Origin of the sequence: Erwinia magellanica, from assembly GCF_039023495.1 — a bacterium.
GTDB lineage: Bacteria > Pseudomonadota > Gammaproteobacteria > Enterobacterales > Enterobacteriaceae > Erwinia.
The window spans coordinates 173,435-195,867 of the sequence record NZ_JBCHVC010000004.1; the positions used below are offsets into that span (position 1 = coordinate 173,435).

Genomic DNA, 22,433 nt, shown 5'->3' on the forward strand with positions numbered 1-22,433 from the left:
CGCCAATTGCAGCAGAGCTGGATTGACAGGCTATTTTTTGTCCCTTACTAATCTGCACAGCTGTGCAAAAAAAGATGCCAGTGAAGCATCACCTCAACCCCAAGGAGAACACCATGCGTTATACCTTGCTGACCCCTGTCCTCACGCTCTGCTGCTCGCTCTCGCCGTTTGCGGCCAGCGCTGCCGGCAATCTCAATATGATCTGTTCGGCAGACGTGGTGGTCTGTGAGCAGATGACCCGCGTTTTCAGCCAGACGCATCCTGATATAAAAGTCAGCATGGTGCGACTCTCCGCAGGAGAAGCCTATGCCCGCCTTCGCAGTGAGGCGCGCAACCCCCGTACCGATATCTGGTGGGCGGGAACGGGCGATCCCCACATGCAGGCGGCCGAAGAGGGATTAACCCAGGTCTACAAATCACCGTTGCTCACTCAGCAGCATGACTGGGCGCAAAAGCAGGCTGAAATCTCCGGTTACCGCACGGTAGGTATTTACGCAGGCGCACTGGGTTGGGGATATAACAGCAAACTGCTGGCAGAGAAAAAGCTTAAAGCTCCCGCATGCTGGAAGGATCTGCTGGATCCGGGATTCAAGGGTGAGATCCAGATAGCCAATCCAAACTCCTCCGGTACCGCCTACAACACTCTGGCTACGCTGGTACAGATCATGGGGGAAGATCAGGCCTTTGCTTATCTGAAAAAGCTGAACGCCAATATTTCGCAATATACCAAATCTGGCTCTGCGCCGGTGAAAGCGGCAGCGCGTGGCGAAACCACCGTCGGCATCGTGTTTATGCATGATGCGGTAGCGATGGAAGTTGAGGGTTTCCCCATAAAAACCGTCGCACCTTGTGAAGGTACCGGCTATGAGATTGGCTCAATGTCGATCGTGAAAGGCGCACGTAATCTGCCCAGCGCCAAAGTCTGGTATGACTGGGCGCTTTCAGCAGAAGCGCAGTCGCATATGAAAGAAGCCAAATCTTTCCAGCTTCCCTCGAACACCAAAGCGGAAATCTCAGAGTACGCGCCACGCTTCGAGAAGATCAAACTTATCGATTATGACTTCAAAACCTACGGGGATTCCGCCAAACGCAAAGCGCTGCTTGGCCGTTGGGATAAAGAGATTGGCTCCAGCGCAGAGTAATTCTGCCCATTTAACGCAACTGCGGTGGCCTGCGCCTGATGTCCGCCTGCCTGAACCAGGTCGAGGTGATAGATGAATGCAAACAACCGGCGATTAGTCATCGCGCTGGCTCTGGGGGCAGTGGCACTCACGCTACTGCCGTGGTACAGCCTTGAAAACGGCTTCTTTGATTTTAGCTGGCTCCTCACCCTGTGGCGTGATGAAGCCTCCGCGCCTGCTCTCTGGCAGCTAACACTCTATTCCCATCCGTGGCTGGGCGTCATTGTTGCTCTGCTGGCTCTGGCGGCACTCTGCGGGCTTATGCAACGGAGCGGCAGGCGCAGCGGGTTGCTGCTTGTTATCAGCGGCGCCGGCGTGCTGTTTATGGTGCTGGAAGGGCATGCCATCGGCTATAGCGGCTGGAACTGGCAGTGGCTGGAAGGTCTGTTCGGAACGCTGACGCAAGGCCAGCCCGCGATGGGCGCAGGTGCGCTGCTGATGCTTACCGTTTTTCTGCTGCTGTTCTCTTTTGCGCTGGCAGAGCGCGGCGCGTTGCGCGGTGATGCCTTTGTGGTTGCCGCAATAGTTTTACTGGTCGCCCTGGTCACCACCTTTGTGCTCTACCCGGTGATAAGTCTGTTTATCGTCTCTGTTCAGGATGTTGACGGCAGCTTCAAGCCGGATGGCCTGATCAACAATATGCGGGATCCCTCAATCTGGAGCCTTGCCTGCTTTGCGGGCGGTAACTGCGGCACAGCCTGGCGTACGCTGGCGCTGGCGCTGATGACGGCGACAGGCTCCACGCTGCTTGGGCTGGCGTTTGCCCTGGCCGCTACGCGCACCGCCCTGCCCTACAAAAAAGCGCTGCGGCTGCTGACCATTCTTCCCATTATCACCCCGCCTTTTGTGATTGGGCTGGCTTTGATTCTGCTGTTCGGCCGCTCGGGCGTGGTGACTGCACAGCTGGCAGCGCTGTTTGGCATCGAACCGGGTCGCTGGCTGTATGGTATGACCGGCATCTGGATCGCTCAGGTGCTCTCCTTCACGCCGGTGGCCTTTATGGTGCTGATCGGCGTGGTTGAAGGGGTAAGCCCGTCGCTGGAGGAGGCTTCACAAACTCTGCGAGCCAACCGCTGGCGTACTTTTTCCCGCGTTTCACTGCCGCTGATGGCGCCGGGCCTGGCCAACGCCTTTTTAATCAGTTTTATCGAAAGCATGGCTGATTTCGGCAACCCTATGGTGCTGGGCGGCAGCCACGGCGTCCTCTCAACGGAAATTTTCTTCTCCGTTGTGGGCGCGCAAAACGATCCCAGCCGCGCGGCGGTACTGGCGATGATCCTGCTGGGCTTTACGCTATGCGCCTTTATTATCCAGCGACTCTGGCTCTCGGGTAAAAGTTTTGCCACCGTGACCGGAAAAGGTGATGGCGGCCGTCACACTACGCTGCCAAAACCCCTGCGGGCTGGCATTTACGGGATGGTTATCCCCTGGGGCCTCTTTACGCTGGTGGTCTACGGCATGATCATGGTAGGCGGATTTGTGCAGTCATGGGGGCTGGATAACAGCCTGACGCTGGATCACTATATCCGCGCCTTCCGCGTTACTCTACAGGATGGGCACCTGCTCTGGAGCGGCGTGGCCTGGAACTCCTTCTGGACCACGCTGGAAATTGCGCTGATTGCCGCCCCGCTCACTGCTGTGGTTGGCTTACTCACCGCGTGGCTTATCGTAAGGCAAAACTTTGCCGGTCGTCAGACCTTTGAGTTCATGCTGATGCTGAGTTTTGCTATCCCCGGCACGGTCATTGGCGTCAGCTACGTGATGGCTTATAACCTGCCGCCGCTGGAGATCACCGGCACGGCGCTGATCCTTGTCGCCTGTTTTGTTTTCCGCAACATGCCGGTGGGCGTTCGCGGGGGAATTGCCGCGATGAGCCAGCTGGATAAAAGCCTTGATGAAGCCTCGCTGACGCTGGGTGCAAACAGCTTCCGCACGCTGACCCGAGTCATTCTGCCGCTGCTGAAACCCGCCATCAGTGCGGCGCTGGTCTATGCCTTTGTTCGTGCCATTACCTCTATCAGCGCCGTGATCTTTTTGGTTAGCGCCCAGTACAACATGGCCACCTCTTACATTGTCGGGCTGGTTGAAAACGGCGAGTACGGCGTAGCGATTGCTTACTCATCTGTTTTGATTGTGGTGATGCTGGCGATCATCGCCCTCTTCCAGCTGCTGGTTGGCGAGCGGCGCTTACGTCGCACCGCCGCCCTTATCCCGGCCACTGTTGCCCCTCTTTCCCGGAAACCGTTCATTCAGGAGAACGCCATATGAGCATCGTTACAGCAGGAACAGTGGTGTTTGAGCAGGTGTCCAAACGCTTCGCCGGGTTTGACGCTATCCCCGATCTTTCATTAACCGTGGAGGCGGGCACGCTGGTGACCCTTCTTGGCCCTTCAGGCTGCGGTAAAACCACCACCCTGCGCTTGCTGGCCGGGCTGGAGCATCCCACATCAGGCCGCATCCTGATCGGCGGTAAAGAGGTGACTCAACTCCCCGCCAACGAGCGCGACGTGGCGATGGTATTCCAGTCTTATGCGCTGTTCCCTCATATGTCGGCCCTGGAAAATGTCATGTACGGACTACAGTCGGGCGGGCTGCGTAAGCGGGAAGCGCAGGATCGCGCCAGAGAGGGGCTAAAGCTGGTTGGTCTGGAACAGCAGGGAAACCGGCTGCCGTCAGAGCTTTCCGGCGGGCAGCAACAGCGTATAGCCGTGGCGCGTGCGCTGGTGCTGGAACCGCAGGTATTGTTGCTGGATGAGCCACTTTCAAACCTGGATGAGCGTTTGCGCCGTCGCGTACGCACCGATATTCGCGACCTGCAACAGCGGCTGGGCTTTACCGCCGTCTACGTCACCCATGACCAGGAAGAGGCGCTGGCGGTCTCCGATAAAATTATCGTGATGAAGGAGGGACAGATTGCACAGCAGGGCGCGCCAGATACCCTCTACCACTCGCCAAACTCGGTATTTATTGCCGACTTTATGGGAGAGGCGAATATTCTGCCTTGTGAGGTTGATACCACAGACGGTGAGTTCGCCCTGGTAAGCGTGGGCAAACAGCGCTATCGGGTACGCAGCAGCGGCGCGAAACCGGGTAAAGCCCAGCTTTCCATACGACCCCAATATATTACCCTCAACTCAGGCGGCGAAGGTGCGCTGGCAGGGCAGATCGTGCATGCAACCTGGCTGGGTGACCATATCGAATATGAAGTCAGTACGTCGCTTGGCGCACTGTTTATTATTGACAGCCAGATGGAGCTGATATTACCGCTGGCTGCCCATGTTAATGTGGATTTCAAACCGCAGGGACTGGCATTAATCGCCTCTTAACGCTCGCTACTCTGGAGAAAAGTATGACCGGAACAGAAGATCACGCGCTACTGGCGCGCCTTGCACTGGCAGAAGAAACGGCGCGTGCCGCAGGCCAACTGGCGTTAAGCTGGTTTAATCAGCGCGACAGCCTGATTGTGGAAACCAAAAAAGATGCTCAGGATGTGGTTTCGCAGGCCGACCGTGAAGTAGAGGAGATGATTGACCAGCGTATTCGCCAGGCCTGGGCAGATGATGGCTTTCTGGGGGAGGAGTCGGGCCTGCAATCCGGCACGTCAGGCTATACGTGGGTTGTGGACCCCATTGACGGCACCAGTCCCTATCTCAACGGCATGCCGAGCTGGTGCGTATCGATAGCGGTGCTTTTTGAGGGCGAGCCGGTTATCGGGGTGATTTATGCTCCCTGCTACGATGAATGTTACGTTGCGGCCTCAGGCAAAGGAGCCACTTTAAACGGGCGTAAATTGCAGGTTGACCCTGCGCGCACCCTGCAAAACCATGTGGTGGGCTTCGGGGCCAACAGTTACGTTTCACCGCAGGCTGTGGGTGAGCTGCTGGCGGCGCTGCTGACCAAAGGCGGGAACTTTATCCGTATCGGCTCCGGCGCGTTAATGCTGGCCTGGGTCGCTGCGGGTCGGGTTGTAGGCTATTTTGAACCTTATATGCACGCGTGGGATTGTCTGGCCGGATACTGTCTGGTGAAAGAGGCGGGTGGCTGGTATTTGCCTTTTGATACAGAAGGAGAGCGGCTGACTAAAGGCGCCAAAGTGCTGGCGGTGGCTCCGGGCGCGCAACAAGAGTTAAGAGAGATTATGGGCGTGTGAATTTACTGCGCCTGAGGCAGCCCTGCTCAGGCGCGCAACCTTCACTGTTACAAAGCCCCCTAAATCCGGGCGCTTAACCGCTTTTCTACAAGGCCTGAGCGCAAGCCCAGGCAGAAGCCCAGGCCCACTGGAAGTTATAGCCCCCCAGCCAGCCAGTCACATCCACCACTTCACCAATGAAATATAAGCCGGGCACATCGCGCGCCTCCATAGTCCTGGAGGAGAGCATGGTGGTATCTACGCCGCCCAGCGTCACTTCCGCCGTACGGTAGCCTTCGGTGCCGTTAGGCTGTACCCGCCACTGGTGCAGCGAGTCAACCAGTTCGCCCTGCTGACGCCGGTTGAGCTGCTTCAGCGTACATTCCGGCACGCTCCCCAGTAGCTGAAGGCATTCCACCAGACGGCGCGGCAATATTTTTGCCAGCGTATTTTTCAGGCTCTGATTCGGGTGGGCTTCACGCTCTTCATCAATAAAGCCGCCGAGTTCGCGCTCCGGGGAAAGGTTAATAGTCACGAACTCGCCGGGCTGCCAGTAGCTGGATAATTGCAGAACTGCCGGCCCTGATAACCCGCGATGGGTAAACAGCAGCGCTTCTTTAAACAGGGTGCCATCTTCAGCACCGATTGTTGCAGGCACGGCAACGCCAGAGAGGGTTTGCAGCTGCTCCAGCAGCGGCTTGTGCAGCGTGAAAGGCACCAGCCCGGCGCGGGTAGGAAACACCTTAAGGCCAAACTGCTCTGCAATTTTATAACCAAAAGGCGAGGCGCCCAGAGCGGGCATAGAGAGTCCGCCGGTGGCCACCACCAGTTTTTCCGCCTGCACCGTGCTGCCGTTCAGCTCCAGCGTATACCCCGCCTCGTCGCGCGCCACGCTCAGCACTTCGCTGCGCAACCGCAGGGTGACGTTGCCCACTTCGCACTCTTTCAGCAGCAGGTCAACAATCTGCTGGGCAGAGTCATCACAAAAGAGCTGGCCCAGCGTCTTTTCATGCCAGGCGATGCCGTGGCGGTTCACCAGGTCAATAAAGTCCCACTGGGTATAACGCGCCAGCGCCGACTTACAGAAATGGGGATTGTGCGAAAGATAAGCCGCCGGTTCGGTATAGAGGTTGGTAAAATTACAGCGGCCGCCGCCGGACATCACAATTTTACGGCCCGCTTTTTTGCCGTTATCCAGCAGCAGCACTCGCTTGCCCCGCTGCCCCGCCTGCGCCGCGCAGAACAGGCCAGCCGCGCCAGCGCCAATGATGATAACGTCAAACTTTTCCACAACTCGCTCCGGGCTTTAAAAACGCTGATTGTAATGACAAGGGCCGGGTGATGCCAGAGTAACAAAAATGTCATTGCTGAAACATTTTGCAACTGGATGATATTTAAGTGAAAGCAGAGGCCTTTTTCATCAGGCTGACACATTATTGTCAAAAAAAGTCTATATTTTCCTTTCCCCAGCCGCGTATTCTCGCTGATAATGCGCCGCGTTCATGTCCCCCAAAATGGCTTAACGCTTATGTTACATCTGTTCGCTGGTCTCGATTTTCATACTGGCTTGTTACTGGTGCTCGCGCTGCTCTTTGTGCTGTTCTACGAGGCCATTAACGGCTTCCATGATACGGCCAACGCAGTCGCTACTGTGATCTATACCCGGGCAATGCGATCGCAAGTGGCGGTGGTGATGGCTGGGGTGTTCAACTTCTTTGGCGTCCTGCTGGGCGGACTGAGCGTGGCCTATGCCATTGTTCACCTGCTGCCCACCGATCTGCTGCTTAACGTAGGTTCAGCTCATGGCCTTGCCATGGTCTTCTCTATGCTGCTTGCGGCGATTATCTGGAACCTCGGCACCTGGTACTTTGGTCTGCCGGCCTCCAGCTCTCATACCCTTATCGGGGCCATCATCGGTATTGGCCTGACTAACGCACTGATTACCGGCACCTCGGTAGTAGATGCATTAAACATCCCCAAAATGATCGGCATCTTTATGTCGCTGGTGATTTCACCCATTGTTGGCCTGGTGCTGGCTGGCGGCATGGTATTTATCCTGCGCCGTTACTGGAGTGGGAGCAAAAAGCGCCGTCGTATTCATATGACGCCTGCGGAACGTGAAAAGATCGACGGCAAGAAGAAGCCGCCGTTCTGGACCCGGATTGCCCTGATTGTCTCCGCCATCGGCGTGAGCTACTCGCACGGTGCCAATGATGGTCAGAAAGGCATTGGCCTGATTATGCTGGTATTGATTGGCGTGGCGCCAGCGGGATTCGTGGTCAACATGAACTCCACCGGCTACGACATCACCCGCACCCGTGACGCGGTAAACCATCTGGAGCAGTACTATCAGCAGCACGCTGATTCACTGACCCATATCGTGCAGATGGCGCCGCCTGTGGTGCCAACGCCGGAAGAGGTACCAAGCGGCCCGAAAGAGTTCCACTGTGATGCCGCCCGCGCTCTGCCAGCTATTCAGCAAGCCCAGGGCCTGCTGAACAACCTGCAAAGCTACGACAAGCTGACGGTGGACCAGCGGGCGCAGCTTCGTCGCCTGTTGATGTGCATCTCTGACACGTCAGAAAAAGCGTCGAAACTGCCGGGCGTCACCAGTGACGATCAGCGTTTCCTCAGCAAGCTGAAAGGCGACCTGCTGGGCACGATTGAATATGCTCCGGTCTGGATTATCGTAGCCGTAGCTCTGGCGCTGTCGCTGGGCACCATGGTGGGCTGGCGTCGTGTGGCGACCACTATCGGTGAGAAGATCGGTAAGAAAGGCATGACCTATGCTCAGGGGATGTCCGCGCAGTTAACGGCGGCGGTCTCTATCGGCGTGGCGAGTTATACCGGAATGCCGGTTTCAACCACTCACGTCCTCTCCTCTTCCGTTGCCGGCACCATGCTGGTTGATGGCGGCGGCGTACAGAGCAAAACCATCAAAAATATCCTGCTTGCCTGGATATTCACGCTGCCTGTTTCCATCCTGCTGTCAGGTTCGCTTTACTGGATTGCGTTGAAATTTATCGCTTAAGTGCCCTCCTGGCACAGCAAAAGGGCGGGGATATCCCCGCCCTTTTTTGTTTCTTTCGTTTGCTGGCTCAGTGCCAGATCAGCAGCCCAACCAGGCTAATTACCACCAGCCCACATAACGCGCTGGTCAGGATAAACTGCCCCCGTACCCGCTCGCAGCGACGAATAAACTCATCATCGTGATGGTCGCGATAGCGCTGTGACCAGATGTACCGCACCAGCCGGACCTGTTTACCAGGCTGACCGTGTGAGGTAAAGAAGCCCGCGCCATCCACATATTGATAGAGTAAAGGATCGCACCCACGAAGCACCACTAACAACGCACGCAAAGAGGAAAAGTAGCGCGCCATATTCACCACACATACCACACAAAGAGCCCAGAAAAGCGCGATGGTGCTGATCATGATCCCCTCCCGACAGCCATCAAAGAGCTTATGCAACGGGGTACGCCGGACAAGCCCTGCGATGAGTAGCCAATCACCTCATTAAACCAGACTGATTTTAGTTGTAACAGAAAAGCGACTGCTATTAGCGCATAACAGGTCGTTAATATCAGTGTAGGAGATCTGCTTAAATTTTTTCCAGCGATGTTTTACGTAACCGTCAGAAAGAGAGAAAAATTCAGTATGATCCCGCTCGCAAACGGCGCGGCCTGGCCGTTCTGCTGTTAACAATTGGGGTTATAATAGAGGTGAAAATAATAACGTCGCCGATCTCTTTCTCCTCATCAGGCGCGGCTCAATGCATTAAACATTAGCAACGGATTTCAATGTGTTATGATGCAAAAAGAGAGTTTTTTCGGCGGATATCCCTCCGCAACGAATGAAAGGAGTATCGTTATGTCTTACAAACACATTCTGATCGCAGTCGACCTTTCTCCGGAAAGCCAGCTGCTGGTCGCCAAAGCGGTGTCCATGGCACGCCCTTACGATGCCAAAGTGTCACTGATCCACGTTGATGTGAACTATTCCGATCTCTATACCGGATTGATTGACGTCAACTTAGGGGATATGCAAAAACGTATCTCTGAAGAGACCCATACCGCGCTGACCGACCTTTCGAATAGCGCGGGCTACCCCATTTCTGAAACCCTGAGCGGCAGCGGCGATCTGGGCCAGGTGCTGGTCGATGCGATCAAAAAATATGATGTGGATTTGGTGGTGTGTGGTCACCATCAGGACTTCTGGAGCAAGCTGATGTCATCGGCTCGCCAGCTGATCAATACCGTGCACATTGATATGCTGATTGTGCCGCTGCGCGATGAAGAAGACGAATAAACAGAAAAGGGCGGAATAATCTCCGCCCTTTTTTCAGATGTGGTGCTGTAAAACGCTTCTCGCTGGCGCTGTTCTGTCGGCGCGGAAGATCGTTCGCTTCACCCCGTAACGCTTGCGTTAAGCGTCACTCTGATGAGATGACGCTGGCTCCACAGAGTCGCCAGGCAGCGGTGGGTAGATATCAAAGCGGTGACTTTTGGTCACTACGGCAGCCTGTGTCACCACGCCTGCCAGCGGAGGCGCATAATCAGGGCGCTTTACAACCACCCTTTTCTTCGCCAGCCGCCTCGCCGGGGCCAGCAAGCCATCCGCATCCTCATCCGCCCCCACCAGCGTCTGAAATACCCGCATCTCTTTCTTTACCAGCGCGCTTTTCTGCTTGTGAGGATACATCGGGTCGAGATAGACCACGTCGGGCTTGTCGGCGATTTCGCTCAGTGCCTCAAGGCTTGAAGCGTGGATAAGCGTCAGACGTTGCCGTAGCCAGCCGCCAATTTCCGCATTCTGGTAGCCGCGCTGTAAGCCGTCATCCAGCAGAGCTGCCACCACAGGATGACGCTCCAGCATCTGCACATGGCAGCCTACAGAGGCCAGCACAAAGGCATCGCGCCCCAGCCCCGCCGTGGCATCGATCACGGAGGGCAGATAGCCGCTTTTAATGCCCACCGCTTTTGCCACCGCCTCGCCGCGCCCACCGCCAAAACGACGTCGATGGGCCATTGCGCCCTCCACGAAATCCACAAAAATTCCGCCAAGTTTAGGCTCATCAAGCTTGCGCAGCTCAAGGTGTGTAGCCGTCATAACCAGCGCCATCGGCGCATCTGCATCATGCTCCAGCTGCCAGCGGGCGGCTAAAACAGATAAGGCGCCGTCTCCGGCGCCCGATTCATCCACTAAACAGATCTTCACTGCACGCTATTCCTGAATACCGTAATGTTTGAGCATGGCATCCAGCTGCGGCTCGCGGCCACGGAAGCGCCTGAACAGCTCCATCGGCTCTTCGGAACCTCCCCGCGTCAGGATGTTATCCAGGAAGGACTGACCCGTTTCGCGGTTGAAAATACCTTCCTCTTCAAAGCGCGAGTAAGCGTCAGCCGCCAGCACGTCTGCCCACAGATAGCTGTAGTAACCCGCAGCATAGCCACCGGCAAAGATATGGCTGAAAGCGTGTGGGAAGCGGCCCCAGGACGGTGATGGCACCACGGCTACCAGCTGTTTGATCTCTTTCAGCATCTCAAGAATTTGCGCGCCTTTGGCCGGGTCAAACTCGGCATGCAGACGGAAGTCAAACAGGCCAAACTCCAGCTGACGCAGGATAAACAACGCCGCCTGATAGTTTTTTGCCGCCAGCATTTTGTCCAGCAGCTCCTGTGGCAGCGGCTCGCCGGTCTCATAATGGCCGGAGATAAACGCCAGCGCTTCCGGTTCCCAGCACCAGTTTTCCATAAACTGGCTTGGCAATTCGACCGCATCCCACGGCACCCCGCTGATGCCCGCTACGCCCGGCGTTTCAATACGCGTCAGCATATGGTGCAGGCCATGGCCAAACTCATGGAACAGCGTGGTCACCTCATCGTGGGTAAACAGCGCAGGTTTGCCCTTCAGCGGACGGTTGAAATTGCAGGTCAGGTAAGCCACCGGCTTTTGCAGGGAACCGTCGGCAAGGCGCATCTGGCCTACGCAGTCGTCCATCCATGCCCCGCCACGCTTGTTTTCACGCGCGTAGAGATCGAGATAGAAGCTGCCGCGCAGCTCGCCGCTCTCATCAAACAGGTCGAAGAAACGCACGTCAGGATGGTAAACGTCCACATCCTTGCGCTCTTTGGCAGTGATGCCATAAATGCGCTTAACCACTTCAAACAGGCCGTTAACGGCACGCTCTTCCGGGAAGTAAGGACGAAGCTGCTCGTCGCTGATGGCGTACAGGTGCTGCTTCTGCTTTTCGCCTAACCAGGTCAGATCCCATGGATTCAGCTCATCCATTCCGTACTCTTTTTTCGCGAAGGCACGCAGCTGCTCCAGCTCTTTCTCTGCCTGCGGCCGGGCGCGTTTTGCCAGATCGGTCAGGAAGTCAGTTACCTGGGCAGGATTTTCGGCCATTTTCGTCGCCAGGGATTTATGCGCGTAGGAGTCGAAGCCCAGCAGCTGAGCCAGCTCGTGGCGCAGCGCCAGCTCTTCCGCCATCACTTCGCTGTTATCCCATTTGCCCGCATTTGGCCCCTGATCGGAGGCTCGCGTGGCGTAGGCGCGGTACATCTCTTCGCGCAGCGCCTGGTTGTCGCAGTAGGTCATCACCGGCAGATAGCTTGGGATATCCAGCGTCAGCAGCCACCCCTCCTGCTCTTTAGCTTCTGCCTGCGCCTTCGCCGCACCCAGTGCGCTTTCCGGCATACCGGAGAGTTCACTTTCATCAGCGATCAGCTTGCTCCAGCCCATGGTGGCATCCAGCACGTTATTGCTGTATTTCGAACCCAGTTCCGAGAGGCGTGCAGCAATTTCGCCATAGCGCTTCTGTTTTTCTTTGCTCAAACCAATACCGGAGAGTTCAAAGTCACGCAGGGCATTATCAACGGCCTTTTTCTGCGGCGCGCTCAGTCCGGCGTAGCTGGTCTCTTTCAGATTGCGATAAGCCTGATAGAGGCCCTCGTGCTGACCCACCCAGGTGCTGTACTCGGAAAGCAGCGGCAGCGTCTGCTCATAGGCTTCGCGCAGTTCCGGGCTGTTTTTCACTGAATTCAGATGGCTGACCGGGGAGAAAAGGCGGCCTAAGCGATCGTCCACTTCCGCCAGCGGCTGAACCAGATTATCCCAGGTATAGGGCGCGCCCTGAGCGACCGCTTTTTCCACCGCAGCACGGCAATCGGCCAGTGCCTGAGTCACTGCGGGAACCACGTGTTCGGGTTTGATCGCAGAAAACGGCGGAAGCGTAAAAGAAGTAAGTAACGGATTGGTCATTGCGCAGTCCTTGTTATGATGACTTGTCTGAGGCGCTGTTTAGCGCGCGATAAAGTTAACATGAGGCTAAGTGTAGTGAAAATCAATGGTGGGCAGGCGGGGAAAGGTGACGAAAGGTGTCGGTAAGGGCGCATGCCGAACGGCAGCAGAGGTTTGTTACTGCCCTCCTTAACGCGTTATTGATCTCAGTCACGGCTCACCCACTCTCTGGTTGATTTCACCGGTTCGCAGTTGCCTGCCCTGGTCCGTCACCGCATAATTTTGCCGGTTTTTTTGCTTACTCAAACGGAGTGTTGTTATGTGGTATCTCCTTGCTGCCTCACTGCTACTGCTTTCTTTCCACCGACGGGCTTCGCTGGGGTTGCTGGCCATAGCGCTGGTTCTGGCGGCGATTGATGAAACGCTCCAGTGGCAGGCCATCGCCGCCCTGGTTGGTATTGGGGCTGTCGCGCTCTGGCAAACGAAAATAAAAGAGCGGGGCACCACGGCTCTCGCTGGCGAAGCGCTGCTGCTGCTCTGCGCCGTGGCGCTGATGCTGCATTTCATTCCGGGCTTTAATAACCTGAAGATTATCAGCGCGATTAAAGCCGGGCCGGAAAGTGCTCCTTTCAGCTTTTACTACAATTTCGATAAGGCCCTGATCCCCTTTGTGTTGCTGGCCTGCCTGCCCACGCTGTTGAAACGTCCGGCTGTGGGGCCAAAAAACCGGCTGTGGTGGCTGGTGCTGATACTCTCTATGCCGCTTCTGCTGCTGGTTGCCACGCTGGCAGGCGGCCTGCGTGTGGAGCTGCATCAGCCTGAATGGCTTGGCGCTTTTATGCTGGCAAACCTGTTCTTTGTCTCATTTGCAGAGGAAGCGCTGTTTCGCGGCTATCTTCAGCAGCGCGTCAGCCAGAAGCTCGGCAATCTCTGGGGCTTGTTGATTGCAGCGGTCATATTTGGTCTGGCGCATCTTGCTGGCGGGCCGCTGCTGGTGTTCTTTGCCACGCTGACCGGCCTTATCTACGGCCTGGCCTGGCTCTGGAGCGGCAGAGTGTGGGTCTCCACGCTGGTGCATTTCGCCTTTAATCTGCTGCATCTGCTGTTCTTCACCTATCCGGTCTGGCAACACCAGCCAGGGTAAGAGCATTAGCAGATCCGGGGCTTGCGATAATGGTTAGCGTGGGTTGGGGTGGCAAACACATGATATGGAATGAACATGCTGTAGGTTGACCTGAACAAGTAACAGGGGCGTAAGCCCCTTAATCATAAAGCCAGTGGCCAGCGCGAGCCGATTCTGCAAACATCCGAACAGTGAGAGGTTTCTTAGTCTGCGGTAGCGGCTTTTCAGTAAACCATTTGAGCTTCCAGGGGGAGTAGTGAGCCATATCCAACTCTGACACATCAACCCCAAACACCTCATCATATTTTTCTATTGCATCACCCAGCTCATCAGCCGCCGCGTATCCCTGCAATGGCGTGTCCAGCTCAATGGGGATCGGTTTCATTGCCAGCGTGGTCATCAGCGAAAGCTCCCTGCGGAAAAAGCTTAATACCTCTTCGTCGGTCACCCTATTTTATCGTTCCCTCTGGCTATTTTGTTATAATGGCAGATGGTTTTATAAGCGATAGTCGCAACGTCATGGGCGAGAAGAATCCAGCCCACTACCGGCACCGCGCGGCCTGCAAACTTGCCCAATTTGTTTACCCACATTGGCTTCAAATACCGAAGGCTGGCATTTGTGAAGGCAGGAAGCCGAAAAGACCATTTTATCTCAAGGTAGCGGCGGGCATAAACGGCTAAAAGCGTTGATTTGTTCACATGCTTTCGGCCCATCTGGCAACTATCCCTGATATAATCCCCTGCTCCAAAAGATTCTCATGCTTTTTCCTGCATCCGTTGCTGTGCGTCGTTCTGTGGGTAATCCGTGAGGTAATAATTGTAAAAAATTGATTTACCATCAATTAAAACCTTATTATATTCAACAGGATATTTAATAATGCTCAGTTACCGCCACAGTTTTCATGCCGGCAACCATGCCGACGTTCTCAAGCATACCGTTCAGAGCCTGATCATCACTGCGCTTAATGAGAAGGATAAACCCTACCTCTATCTGGATACCCATGCCGGGGCCGGGCGCTATCAGCTGAGCGGCGAGCACGCCGAGCGGACAGGTGAATATCTGGAAGGGATCGCCCGCATCTGGCAACAGGATGACCTGCCAGAAGAGCTGGAGAGCTATATCTCCTGCATCAAGGCGCTGAACCCGAACGGCAAGCTGCGTTATTACCCTGGTTCGCCGCTGATTGCGCGTCACCTGCTGCGCCCTTATGACAAGCTGAACCTGACGGAACTGCATCCCAGCGACTACCCGATGTTGCGCAATGAGTTCCAGAAGGATGAACGCGCCCGCACCGAGAAAGCGGACGGCTTCCAGCAGCTGAAATCGAAATTGCCGCCGCCGTCGCGCCGTGGTCTGGTTCTGATCGATCCCCCCTACGAGCTGAAATCGGATTATCAGGCCGTGGTAACCGGGCTGCTGGAAGGGTACAAACGTTTCGGCACCGGCGTGTTTGCGCTGTGGTATCCGGTGGTCCTGCGTCAGCAGATCAAGCGCATTACCAAAGAGCTTGAAGCTTCCGGCATCCGTCGCATTTTGCAGATCGAGCTGGGCGTCCGCCCGGACAGCGACCGCTTCGGCATGACCGCCTCAGGCATGATTGTGATCAACCCGCCGTGGAAGCTGGAGCAGCAGATGAACAACGTGCTGCCATGGCTGCTGAAGCATCTGGTTCCCGCAGGAACCGGCCACACCAAAGTCAGCTGGATTGTGCCGGAATAATCGGCCGCATCCTTGCTGCATTAAACAGCAGAAGGGTGCCTGATTAAGCGCTGGAGAAATACAGCGCCATCCCCACTCTGCTACAGCCTGAATACCGAGAAATCATGTGCCATCTCGGTATTCGGGAAAATCTCCCGACATTCTGCCAGCAATCTTTCCGAATCCTCCCGCAGATAACGCGAACTGAGATGCGTGACAATCAGCCTTTTTGCCCCCGCCTGTTTTGCGGCCATCGCTGCCTGTACGGTAGAAGAGTGCCCTCGCCCGTTGGCTTTCTCCTCCATCGCCGCTTCCAGCGTGGCTTCATGCACCATCACATCCGCCCCTGCGGCCAGTTCGCTGGCCGCAGGCGTAGGGCTGGTATCGCCGAAGATGGCCAGCGTCACGCCTTTGGTGGCGGGGCCAAGATAGGCTTTTCCCTCCACCACCCGTCCATCTTCCATCGTCACCGTTTTACCCAGTTTGAGCTGCTGAAACAGCGCGCCGGGCTTTATTCCGTCGGCAAGAAGCCTTTCGGCATCCAGCGCGCCGGGCTTATCATGTTCTTCGATACGAAAGCCGTAGCACTCTACCGGATGCGTCAGCGGATAAGCCGTGACGCGAAAATGCTCGTCATTGAACACTTCCCCCGCCTCTATCTCCACAATCTCCAGTGGAAAGGTGAGCCAGGAGCCGCTCAGGCTCAGGGTGGTTTCGACAAAAGACCTGATACCTTTTGGCCCGTATATTGTCATGGTATCGCTGATGCCGTTCATCGATCGGCTGGTCAGCAGCCCCGGCAGACCAAAGATGTGGTCCCCGTGCAGATGAGTAATAAAAATCTTTTCGATTTTGCCGCTCTTCACACTGGAGCGCATCATCTGATGCTGTGTCCCTTCTCCGCAGTCAAACAGCCAGCATCTGCTGCGCACGCCATGCAGATTCAGCGCAATGCTGGTGACGTTGCGCTGGCGGCTGGGCGTACCCGCGCCGGTTCCTAAAAATAGCAGTTCCATCCGGTTTCTCTCAGCCCTTGTAGCCGTTAAAAAAGTGAGGGGGATCGCAGTAAATCAGGATTATTGCGCTTTTCGTTGCCCCCGCCCTATTACAATCATAGATGCAAACTTTGCGGCATTTAACCGAGTGGCGTTACACTACTGCCAATTCATTTCACTAACTTTGGAATTCCCGATGACCAGACATTATGACTATCTTGCCATTGGCGGCGGCAGCGGCGGCATCGCCTCTATTAACCGTGCGGCTATGTACGGACAGAAATGTGCGTTGATCGAAGCGAAAGATCTTGGCGGTACCTGCGTGAACGTCGGCTGCGTTCCGAAGAAAGTGATGTGGCACGCGGCGCAAATCGCTGAAGCTATTCACCAGTATGGCCCTGACTATGGTTTCGATACCACCGTCAACAGCTTCAACTGGGGCACGCTGGTGAAAAACCGCACCGCCTATATCGATCGTATTCATACCTCATACGATAACGTACTGGGTAAAAACAATGTTGACGTAATCAAAGGTTACGCACGCTTTGTGGATGCGCATACCGTAGAAGTGAACGGCGAAAAAATCACTGCCGACCATATCCTGATCGCCACCGGCGGCCGTCCAAGCCATCCGTCAATCCCCGGTGCGGAATACGGTATCGATTCTGACGGCTTCTTTGAGCTGGATGCCCTGCCAAAACGTACCGCTGTTGTGGGCGCTGGCTATATCGCGGTTGAAATCGCAGGCGTGGTTAACGCGCTGGGTTCAGAAACGCACCTGTTTGTGCGCAAGCATGCGCCGCTGCGTACTTTCGATCCGCTGATTGTTGAAACGCTGGTGGAAGTGATGAACGCTGAAGGGCCGGAGCTGCACACTGACTCTGTTCCTGAGGCGGTGATCAAAAATGGTGACGGCAGCCTGACGCTGAAACTGGCCAACGGCAAGGATCAGACGGTTGACTGCCTGGTCTGGGCCATTGGTCGTGAGCCAATGACTGATAACCTGAACCTGGATGTCACCGGCGTGAAGCTGAACGAAAAAGGTTACATCAGCGTCGATAAATACCAGAACACCAGCGTTCCGGGCATCTATGCCGTGGGCGACAATACCGGTGCGGTTGAGCTGACGCCGGTAGCCGTTGCCGCAGGGCGTCGTCTCTCTGAGCGTCTGTTTAACAACAAGCCGGAAGAGCATCTGGATTACAGCAACGTGCCAACGGTGGTCTTCAGCCACCCGCCAATCGGCACCGTGGGTCTGAGCGAGCCGGAAGCGCGTGCAAAATATGGTGATGACGAAGTGAAAGTCTATAAATCCGCTTTCACCGCCATGTACACCGCGGTTACCCAGCACCGCCAGCCGTGCCGTATGAAGCTGGTTTGCGTGGGCAAAGATGAAAAAATTGTCGGTATTCACGGTATCGGTTACGGCATGGATGAGATGCTACAGGGCTTCGCCGTGGCGCTGAAGATGGGCGCAACCAAGAAAGACTTCGACAACACCGTCGCTATTCATCCGACCGGTTCTGAAGAGTTCGTTACCATGCGCTAAGGCGCTAAGCACCAAAAGAAAAAGCCAGCGAATGCTGGCTTTTTTTATGCGCTTTTTCCACAGACGGATCTCGCTTTTTCATTGGCTGTGGAGAGAAAATTTTACAGGCTGTGGGGTAAATCGCAGGGGCCGTGCTGCATACTCTTCCGCCTGTTACAGCCCAGTGCCCTGACAATCCTATACAAAAACCCTGTTTATTCCCCGCTTCGTTCGCGTATTATTGACACGAATTGAAATACGAATCATTAGCATTCAATAATTGACCCCCTTTCACTTTCAGGAGAGAAAATGAAAATTCGTTCAGCGCTGGCATCATTACTGGTGGTAACAGGATTAGCGATGGGATCTTTTCAGCCCGCTTTAGCGGCTGAAAAAACAGAAACGATAACAGTGGAGCATGCACAAGGGACAACGCAGGTGCCGCTCAACCCGAAAAAGGTCATTATTCTTAACCCGGCAACGCTGGATAATGCCGATGCGCTGAAGATCCCGGTAGCGGGCGTCCCCAAAAACAGCGCCCACCTTCCCCCCTTTCTGGCGAAATATCAGGGCGACGAGTACCTGAATGCAGGCACCCTGTTTGAACCTGATTATGAGGCGCTGGTGAACGCCAGACCGGATCTGATTATCGCCGGCGGCCGCGCCCGCGATGCGTATGACAAGCTTAGCGAAATCGCGCCCACCATCGCGCTTGATACGGACCCGCAGCATTTTGTTGCCAGCCTGACGCAACGCACAGAGCAGCTGGCTGCCATTTTTGGTAAGCAGGAGCAGGCAAAAACGCTGCTGGCAGACTTTGATGCGAAGATTGCCGCTATCAAAGCGAAGTCTGCGCAGGCGGGCACTGCCATGGTTATTATGATCAACGGCGGGAAAATGTCGGCCTATACGCCCGGTTCCCGCTTTGGCTTTATCTATGACGCTTTAGGGTTTGCGCCTGCTACCAGCTTCAGGCAAACCGGCCGCCACGGTAACGTCGTCTCCCCGGAGTTTATCCTGCAAACCAATCCTGAATGGCTTTTTGTGCTGGATCGCGATAACGCCATTGGCCGCAAAGAGGGGCAGTCTGCACAGCAGGTGCTGGATAACCCGCTGATCCGCAAAACCAACGCATGGCAGCATCAGCATATTGTCTACCTTGACTCTGCTTCGCTCTATATCGCTGGCGGTCTGCAAAGCTACAGCCAGCTGATGGAGACTATCAGTACCGCGCTGGATTAACGCAAGGCCTTTTCCACAGATGAAAAACCTGACTTTTGTGGCCGGGCTGGCAGCCCTGCTGGGCCTGATGGCCTGGAGCCTGTTGGTGGGCGCAGGCCCGATGAGCTGGAGCGGGATCTGGCACGATGAAGATATGCGCGACATCTTTCTGCTCAGCCGCGTACCCCGCACGCTGGCGCTGCTGCTGGCAGGCAGCGCGATGAGCGTGGCGGGGCTGATTATGCAGATGCTGACGCAGAACCGCTTTGTGGAACCCTCAATAGCGGGCACTACGCAGTCGGCCAGTCTGGGCCTGCTGCTGGTGATGATCGTGGATCCCGCCGCCTCCGTGCTGACAAAAATGGTGATTGCGGTGCTGTTTGCCATGGGCGGAACGGCGTTGTTTATGACGCTGCTGCAACGGATGCGTATCAAAACCCCGCTGATGGTGCCGCTGACCGGCATCATGCTTGGTGCCATTTTCAGTTCGGTAACCACCTTCCTGGCGATGGAGTCTGACCTTCTGCAATCGCTGGGTGGCTGGGAGTCGGGTGATTTCTCCGGCGTGCTTCAGGGGCGTTATGAACTTCTCTGGCTGGTTGGCGCACTGACCCTGGTCGCGATGCTGATTGCCGACAGGTTCACCGTGGCAGGAATGGGACGGGAGTTTTCCGTCAACGTTGGCCTGAACTATCACTCTATTTTGCTGACCGGCATGGCGATTGTTTCTGTCATCAGCGGCGTAGTGGTGGTGGTGATTGGCGTGCTGCCGTTCATCGGGCTGATTGTGCCCAATATTATCAGCCTGGCGATGGGCGATAACCTGCGCAGAACCCTGCCCTGGGTCGCCTTATGCGGCGGCGGGCTGGTGGTGCTGTGCGACATCGTCGGGCGGCTGATTGTCTGGCCGTTCGAGATGCCGGTCAGCGTCATTCTTGGCGTGATCGGGGCGCTGGTGTTTCTCTGGCTGCTGACAATGAGGCCGCAACATGCAGGCTGATACCTCTTTATCCGCGCCGTTGCCCGCAACCAGGAAGCCTTCTCCCCAACAACGTCTGCTGCTGCTTGGCGCCCTGGCGCTTGCGGCGATAGTGCTGTTTATGACGGTGAATCTGCACGGCAATCTGCGCTATATCCTTGTTCACCGTGGCCTGATTCTGGCCACCATGCTGCTGGTAGCCTTCGCGGCTGGCACCGGCACGCTGTTGTTCCAGACCATCACCAGTAATCGCATCCTGACGCCCTCCATTATGGGCCTGGAAGCGCTGTTTATCCTGATTCAGACCGCACTGATCTTTTTTATCGATGCGGATGGCTTCAGGGTGCTGGGAACCGTTGGTAAATTTCTTTGTGAAACGTCGCTGCTGCTGCTGTTTTCAGTGATGCTCTACCGCTGGCTGCTGGCTGGAAGAGGTGTTGATTTACATAAGGTTTTGCTGGTGGGCCTGGTGTTTGGCACGCTGTTCCGCAGCCTCTCTGGCCTGATGCAACGTCTGCTGGCACCGGGTGAATTTGCGGTGTTGCAGGGGCGGGTGTTTGCCACCTTTACCCGCGCCGCGCCGGAAATTATTGCTCTCTCTGCGGTAATTGTGCTGCTGGCCGCCGTGGTTATCTGGCGTATGCGGCATCTGCTGGATGTGCTGGCGCTGGGTCGGGAGGCGGCTGTTAATCTTGGCGTGGCTTATCAGCAAAAGGTGATGACCGTGCTGCTGCTGGTTTCCCTGCTGGTGGCAGTCTCCACCGTGCTGGTGGGGCCGCTGACGTTTCTGGGGCTGCTGGTGGCAAACCTCAGTTACCAGATTATCGGTTCGCACCGTCACCAGTATCTTCTGCCTGGCGTGATCCTGACAGGTATCATCACGCTTGTCGGCGGTCAGCTGGTGCTGGAGCGTCTGCTGAACAGGGCGGGCACGCTCTCTGTGGTCATTGAGTTCGCTGGCGGCGCGCTGTTCCTTTATCTGTTGATCAGGAAGACAACCAAGTGATCGAAATAAACGGTGTCGTAAAAAAATATCAGCAAACTACGGTGCTGGACACTATCAGTGAATCTCTGCCGGAGGGCGGGCTGACTTCAATTATTGGCGCAAATGGCGCAGGGAAATCAACGCTGCTGGCAGTGATGAGCCGTTTGCTTCTGCCGGAGGCGGGTAGCGTTTCGGTAAAGGGTCTGGATGTGCAGCGCACCTCAGGCAGGCAGCTGGCAAAGGTGCTCTCTGTTCTTCGCCAGGAGAATCATTTTACCGGCCGTCTGACCCTGTATGACCTGGTGAGCTTTGGACGCTATCCCTGGTCGCAGGGACGGCTGACGCAAGAGGATCGTGAGCATATTGACGCCGCCTTACTCTTTCTGGATCTGATGCCGCTGAAGGCACGCTATCTTGATGAACTCTCTGGTGGACAGCGGCAGCGGGCGTATGTCGCGATGGTGCTCTGTCAGAATACCCAATATGTGCTGCTGGATGAGCCGTTAAATAATCTGGATATCCGGCACAGCGTGGCGATGATGAAACAGCTCAGACGTGCTGTGGATGAGCTGAAGAAAACCATCGTTCTGGTGATCCACGATATCAATTTTGCCTCGGCCTATTCAGACCATATTATTGCGATGAAACAGGGCCGGATCCTTTATCGCGGCACGCCGCAGGCGATCATGACCTCTGCGGTGCTCGGCGATATTTTCGATACTGAAGTCACTATTGAGCAGATCCGGGGCCAGCCCGTGGCGATATATTACCGTTGAGGGCTGAGCCAGTTTTTAAGCAGACGCGTCACTGTCGGCATCCACAAAAAGACCACCAAAGCCACCACTGAAGCATCGTTAAGAAGATGACCCCAGTGCGTTCCTTTCGCGGCAGGCAGGAGCAGCCCCCAGAACCAGGGAACCAGGTTGGTGGAAGGGTAAATCACCGCCAGCGTTACCAGAAACTGCTTCCACCGCGCCGGAGCAGGATGAGCAGCGCTCGTCGGCGTAAACCAGAATGCCGCACCGGGACGCAGTTCAATATGCTCCTGAGCGCTGAGCAGCGGGGCCAGCTCTGCTATCCTGGCTTTGCGCCGATCCGATTTTATCCAGTGATAAAGATTCACCAGGTTATCGAAACGGATCAGCACCGTATAGGTCATTTCGCCATGTACCGGACGAAGCACGTTCACCCCAAGATGGCCGAGGGAGAGCGCGGCTTCCGGCATAATAGCCTCCAGCCAGCGCTCATACTCTTGCTGTTTATCTGCCAGCACGCTGTGCGTGATCACCAGGGTGACATGCTCGGGTTGATGAGGGTAATCCACCGTTATCTCCTTCACTGAAATCCGCCGG

At 55.8% G+C, this 22,433-nt stretch carries 20 protein-coding genes and 1 pseudogene; 13 read left to right on the forward strand and 8 right to left on the reverse strand.

The genetic code is table 11. From position 1 onward, the window contains the following. Nucleotides 1-113: 113 nt before the first annotated feature. The 4 genes from AAH450_RS15280 to AAH450_RS15295 all read left to right on the forward strand — a co-directional run bounded on the left by AAH450_RS15280 (nt 114) and on the right by AAH450_RS15295 (nt 5,331). A complete protein-coding gene (locus AAH450_RS15280; RefSeq protein ID WP_342910960.1) occupies nt 114-1,142 on the forward strand; it encodes an ABC transporter substrate-binding protein in 1,029 nt (342 codons plus the stop codon). Nucleotides 1,143-1,214: 72 nt separating this feature from the next. Then, a complete protein-coding gene (locus tag AAH450_RS15285) occupies nt 1,215-3,449 on the forward strand; it encodes an ABC transporter permease (protein ID WP_342910961.1) in 2,235 nt (744 codons plus the stop codon). Beyond that, nucleotides 3,446-4,507 (forward strand): ABC transporter ATP-binding protein, encoded by a 1,062-nt coding sequence (locus AAH450_RS15290; protein ID WP_342910962.1) that lies wholly within the window; start codon nt 3,446-3,448, stop codon nt 4,505-4,507. The genes AAH450_RS15285 and AAH450_RS15290 overlap by 4 nt, the downstream gene beginning before the upstream one ends. 23 nt (nt 4,508-4,530) lie before the next feature. Next, on the forward strand, nt 4,531-5,331 hold the full coding sequence (locus AAH450_RS15295; protein WP_342910963.1) for an inositol monophosphatase family protein: 801 nt from the start codon (nt 4,531-4,533) through the stop codon (nt 5,329-5,331). Nucleotides 5,332-5,416: 85 nt separating this feature from the next. On the opposite strand, the gene AAH450_RS15300 is transcribed toward AAH450_RS15295, so the two are convergent. After that, the gene (locus tag AAH450_RS15300) at nt 5,417-6,601 is read right to left on the reverse strand and encodes a BaiN/RdsA family NAD(P)/FAD-dependent oxidoreductase (protein WP_342910964.1); all 1,185 of its coding nucleotides are present in this window, start codon (nt 6,599-6,601) and stop codon (nt 5,417-5,419) included. Between the two features lie 237 nt (nt 6,602-6,838). Between AAH450_RS15300 and pitA the strand changes: the two genes are divergently transcribed. Then, entirely contained in the window at nt 6,839-8,341 is a 1,503-nt protein-coding gene (gene pitA, locus AAH450_RS15305) for an inorganic phosphate transporter PitA (protein ID WP_342910965.1), read from the forward strand. Between the two features lie 67 nt (nt 8,342-8,408). Here pitA and uspB read toward each other — a convergent pair whose 3' ends face one another. Further along, on the reverse strand, nt 8,409-8,744 hold the full coding sequence (gene uspB / locus AAH450_RS15310) for a universal stress protein UspB (protein ID WP_306209734.1): 336 nt from the start codon (nt 8,742-8,744) through the stop codon (nt 8,409-8,411). 435 nt (nt 8,745-9,179) lie between these two features. On the opposite strand from uspB, the gene uspA reads away from it, so the two are divergent. Then, on the forward strand, nt 9,180-9,617 hold the full coding sequence (uspA, locus tag AAH450_RS15315) for a universal stress protein UspA (protein ID WP_342910966.1): 438 nt from the start codon (nt 9,180-9,182) through the stop codon (nt 9,615-9,617). 117 nt (nt 9,618-9,734) lie between these two features. Here uspA and rsmJ read toward each other — a convergent pair whose 3' ends face one another. Then, nucleotides 9,735-10,526: a 16S rRNA (guanine(1516)-N(2))-methyltransferase RsmJ gene (gene rsmJ / locus AAH450_RS15320; RefSeq protein WP_342910967.1), complete on the reverse strand. Its 792-nt coding sequence runs from the start codon at nt 10,524-10,526 to the stop codon at nt 9,735-9,737. Nucleotides 10,527-10,532: 6 nt separating this feature from the next. After that, nucleotides 10,533-12,572, reverse strand: a complete 2,040-nt coding sequence (gene prlC / locus AAH450_RS15325) for an oligopeptidase A (RefSeq protein WP_342910968.1) — start codon at nt 12,570-12,572, stop codon at nt 10,533-10,535. A 298-nt stretch (nt 12,573-12,870) separates the two neighbouring features. Between prlC and AAH450_RS15330 the strand changes: the two genes are divergently transcribed. Beyond that, nucleotides 12,871-13,695, forward strand: coding sequence for a CPBP family intramembrane glutamic endopeptidase (locus AAH450_RS15330; protein WP_342910969.1), 825 nt, complete (start codon nt 12,871-12,873; stop codon nt 13,693-13,695). Between the two features lie 118 nt (nt 13,696-13,813). Here the strand turns inward: AAH450_RS15330 and AAH450_RS15335 are convergent, their stop codons facing one another. Together AAH450_RS15335 and AAH450_RS21155 are read right to left on the reverse strand one after the other, a co-directional pair. Further along, nucleotides 13,814-14,122 carry a DUF1493 family protein gene (locus AAH450_RS15335; RefSeq protein WP_342910970.1) on the reverse strand — a complete coding sequence of 103 codons (309 nt, stop codon included), beginning with the start codon at nt 14,120-14,122 and terminating at the stop codon, nt 13,814-13,816. Further along, nucleotides 14,119-14,349, reverse strand: a pseudogene (locus AAH450_RS21155) (STM2901 family protein); the annotation flags it as partial. The gene AAH450_RS15335 and the pseudogene AAH450_RS21155, both read right to left, overlap by 4 nt. 202 nt (nt 14,350-14,551) lie before the next feature. On the opposite strand from AAH450_RS21155, the gene AAH450_RS15340 reads away from it, so the two are divergent. Beyond that, nucleotides 14,552-15,394 carry a 23S rRNA (adenine(2030)-N(6))-methyltransferase RlmJ gene (locus tag AAH450_RS15340; protein WP_318789248.1) on the forward strand — a complete coding sequence of 281 codons (843 nt, stop codon included), beginning with the start codon at nt 14,552-14,554 and terminating at the stop codon, nt 15,392-15,394. Between the two features lie 80 nt (nt 15,395-15,474). Here the strand turns inward: AAH450_RS15340 and rnz are convergent, their stop codons facing one another. Continuing rightward, the gene (gene rnz, locus AAH450_RS15345) at nt 15,475-16,389 is read right to left on the reverse strand and encodes a ribonuclease Z (RefSeq protein WP_342910971.1); all 915 of its coding nucleotides are present in this window, start codon (nt 16,387-16,389) and stop codon (nt 15,475-15,477) included. A 175-nt stretch (nt 16,390-16,564) separates the two neighbouring features. Here rnz and gorA point away from each other — a divergent pair, with 175 nt between their 5' ends. From gorA to AAH450_RS15370, 5 genes are all read left to right on the forward strand, one after another. Beyond that, on the forward strand, nt 16,565-17,917 hold the full coding sequence (gene gorA, locus AAH450_RS15350) for a glutathione-disulfide reductase (protein ID WP_342910972.1): 1,353 nt from the start codon (nt 16,565-16,567) through the stop codon (nt 17,915-17,917). 288 nt (nt 17,918-18,205) lie between these two features. Then, on the forward strand, nt 18,206-19,138 hold the full coding sequence (locus tag AAH450_RS15355) for a siderophore ABC transporter substrate-binding protein (RefSeq protein WP_342910973.1): 933 nt from the start codon (nt 18,206-18,208) through the stop codon (nt 19,136-19,138). Between the two features lie 19 nt (nt 19,139-19,157). Then, the gene (locus AAH450_RS15360) at nt 19,158-20,117 is read left to right on the forward strand and encodes an ABC transporter permease (RefSeq protein WP_342910974.1); all 960 of its coding nucleotides are present in this window, start codon (nt 19,158-19,160) and stop codon (nt 20,115-20,117) included. Then, nucleotides 20,107-21,102 carry an iron chelate uptake ABC transporter family permease subunit gene (locus AAH450_RS15365; protein WP_342910975.1) on the forward strand — a complete coding sequence of 332 codons (996 nt, stop codon included), beginning with the start codon at nt 20,107-20,109 and terminating at the stop codon, nt 21,100-21,102. Before AAH450_RS15360 ends, AAH450_RS15365 begins: the two co-directional genes overlap by 11 nt. Beyond that, nucleotides 21,099-21,857 (forward strand): iron ABC transporter ATP-binding protein, encoded by a 759-nt coding sequence (locus tag AAH450_RS15370; protein WP_342910976.1) that lies wholly within the window; start codon nt 21,099-21,101, stop codon nt 21,855-21,857. Before AAH450_RS15365 ends, AAH450_RS15370 begins: the two co-directional genes overlap by 4 nt. Here the strand turns inward: AAH450_RS15370 and AAH450_RS15375 are convergent. After that, entirely contained in the window at nt 21,848-22,405 is a 558-nt protein-coding gene (locus AAH450_RS15375) for a putative antibiotic biosynthesis monooxygenase (RefSeq protein ID WP_342910977.1), read from the reverse strand. The two genes, AAH450_RS15370 and AAH450_RS15375, sit on opposite strands and share 10 nt — an antisense overlap. Nucleotides 22,406-22,433 lie beyond the last annotated feature (28 nt).

Excerpts from the sequence above, each read along its gene's own strand:
- AAH450_RS15280 (WP_342910960.1), top strand. The coding sequence starts at position 114 with ATGCGTTATACCTTGCTGACCCCTGTCCTCACGCTCTGCTGCTCGCTC.
- AAH450_RS15285 (WP_342910961.1), top strand. The coding sequence starts at position 1,215 with ATGAATGCAAACAACCGGCGATTAGTCATCGCGCTGGCTCTGGGGGCA.
- AAH450_RS15290 (WP_342910962.1), top strand. The coding sequence starts at position 3,446 with ATGAGCATCGTTACAGCAGGAACAGTGGTGTTTGAGCAGGTGTCCAAA.
- AAH450_RS15295 (WP_342910963.1), top strand. The coding sequence starts at position 4,531 with ATGACCGGAACAGAAGATCACGCGCTACTGGCGCGCCTTGCACTGGCA.
- pitA (WP_342910965.1), top strand. The coding sequence starts at position 6,839 with ATGTTACATCTGTTCGCTGGTCTCGATTTTCATACTGGCTTGTTACTG.
- uspB (WP_306209734.1), bottom strand. The coding sequence starts at position 8,744 with ATGATCAGCACCATCGCGCTTTTCTGGGCTCTTTGTGTGGTATGTGTG.
- uspA (WP_342910966.1), top strand. The coding sequence starts at position 9,180 with ATGTCTTACAAACACATTCTGATCGCAGTCGACCTTTCTCCGGAAAGC.
- prlC (WP_342910968.1), bottom strand. The coding sequence starts at position 12,572 with ATGACCAATCCGTTACTTACTTCTTTTACGCTTCCGCCGTTTTCTGCG.
- AAH450_RS15330 (WP_342910969.1), top strand. The coding sequence starts at position 12,871 with ATGTGGTATCTCCTTGCTGCCTCACTGCTACTGCTTTCTTTCCACCGA.
- AAH450_RS15340 (WP_318789248.1), top strand. The coding sequence starts at position 14,552 with ATGCTCAGTTACCGCCACAGTTTTCATGCCGGCAACCATGCCGACGTT.
- rnz (WP_342910971.1), bottom strand. The coding sequence starts at position 16,389 with ATGGAACTGCTATTTTTAGGAACCGGCGCGGGTACGCCCAGCCGCCAG.
- gorA (WP_342910972.1), top strand. The coding sequence starts at position 16,565 with ATGACCAGACATTATGACTATCTTGCCATTGGCGGCGGCAGCGGCGGC.
- AAH450_RS15355 (WP_342910973.1), top strand. The coding sequence starts at position 18,206 with ATGAAAATTCGTTCAGCGCTGGCATCATTACTGGTGGTAACAGGATTA.
- AAH450_RS15360 (WP_342910974.1), top strand. The coding sequence starts at position 19,158 with ATGAAAAACCTGACTTTTGTGGCCGGGCTGGCAGCCCTGCTGGGCCTG.
- AAH450_RS15365 (WP_342910975.1), top strand. The coding sequence starts at position 20,107 with ATGCAGGCTGATACCTCTTTATCCGCGCCGTTGCCCGCAACCAGGAAG.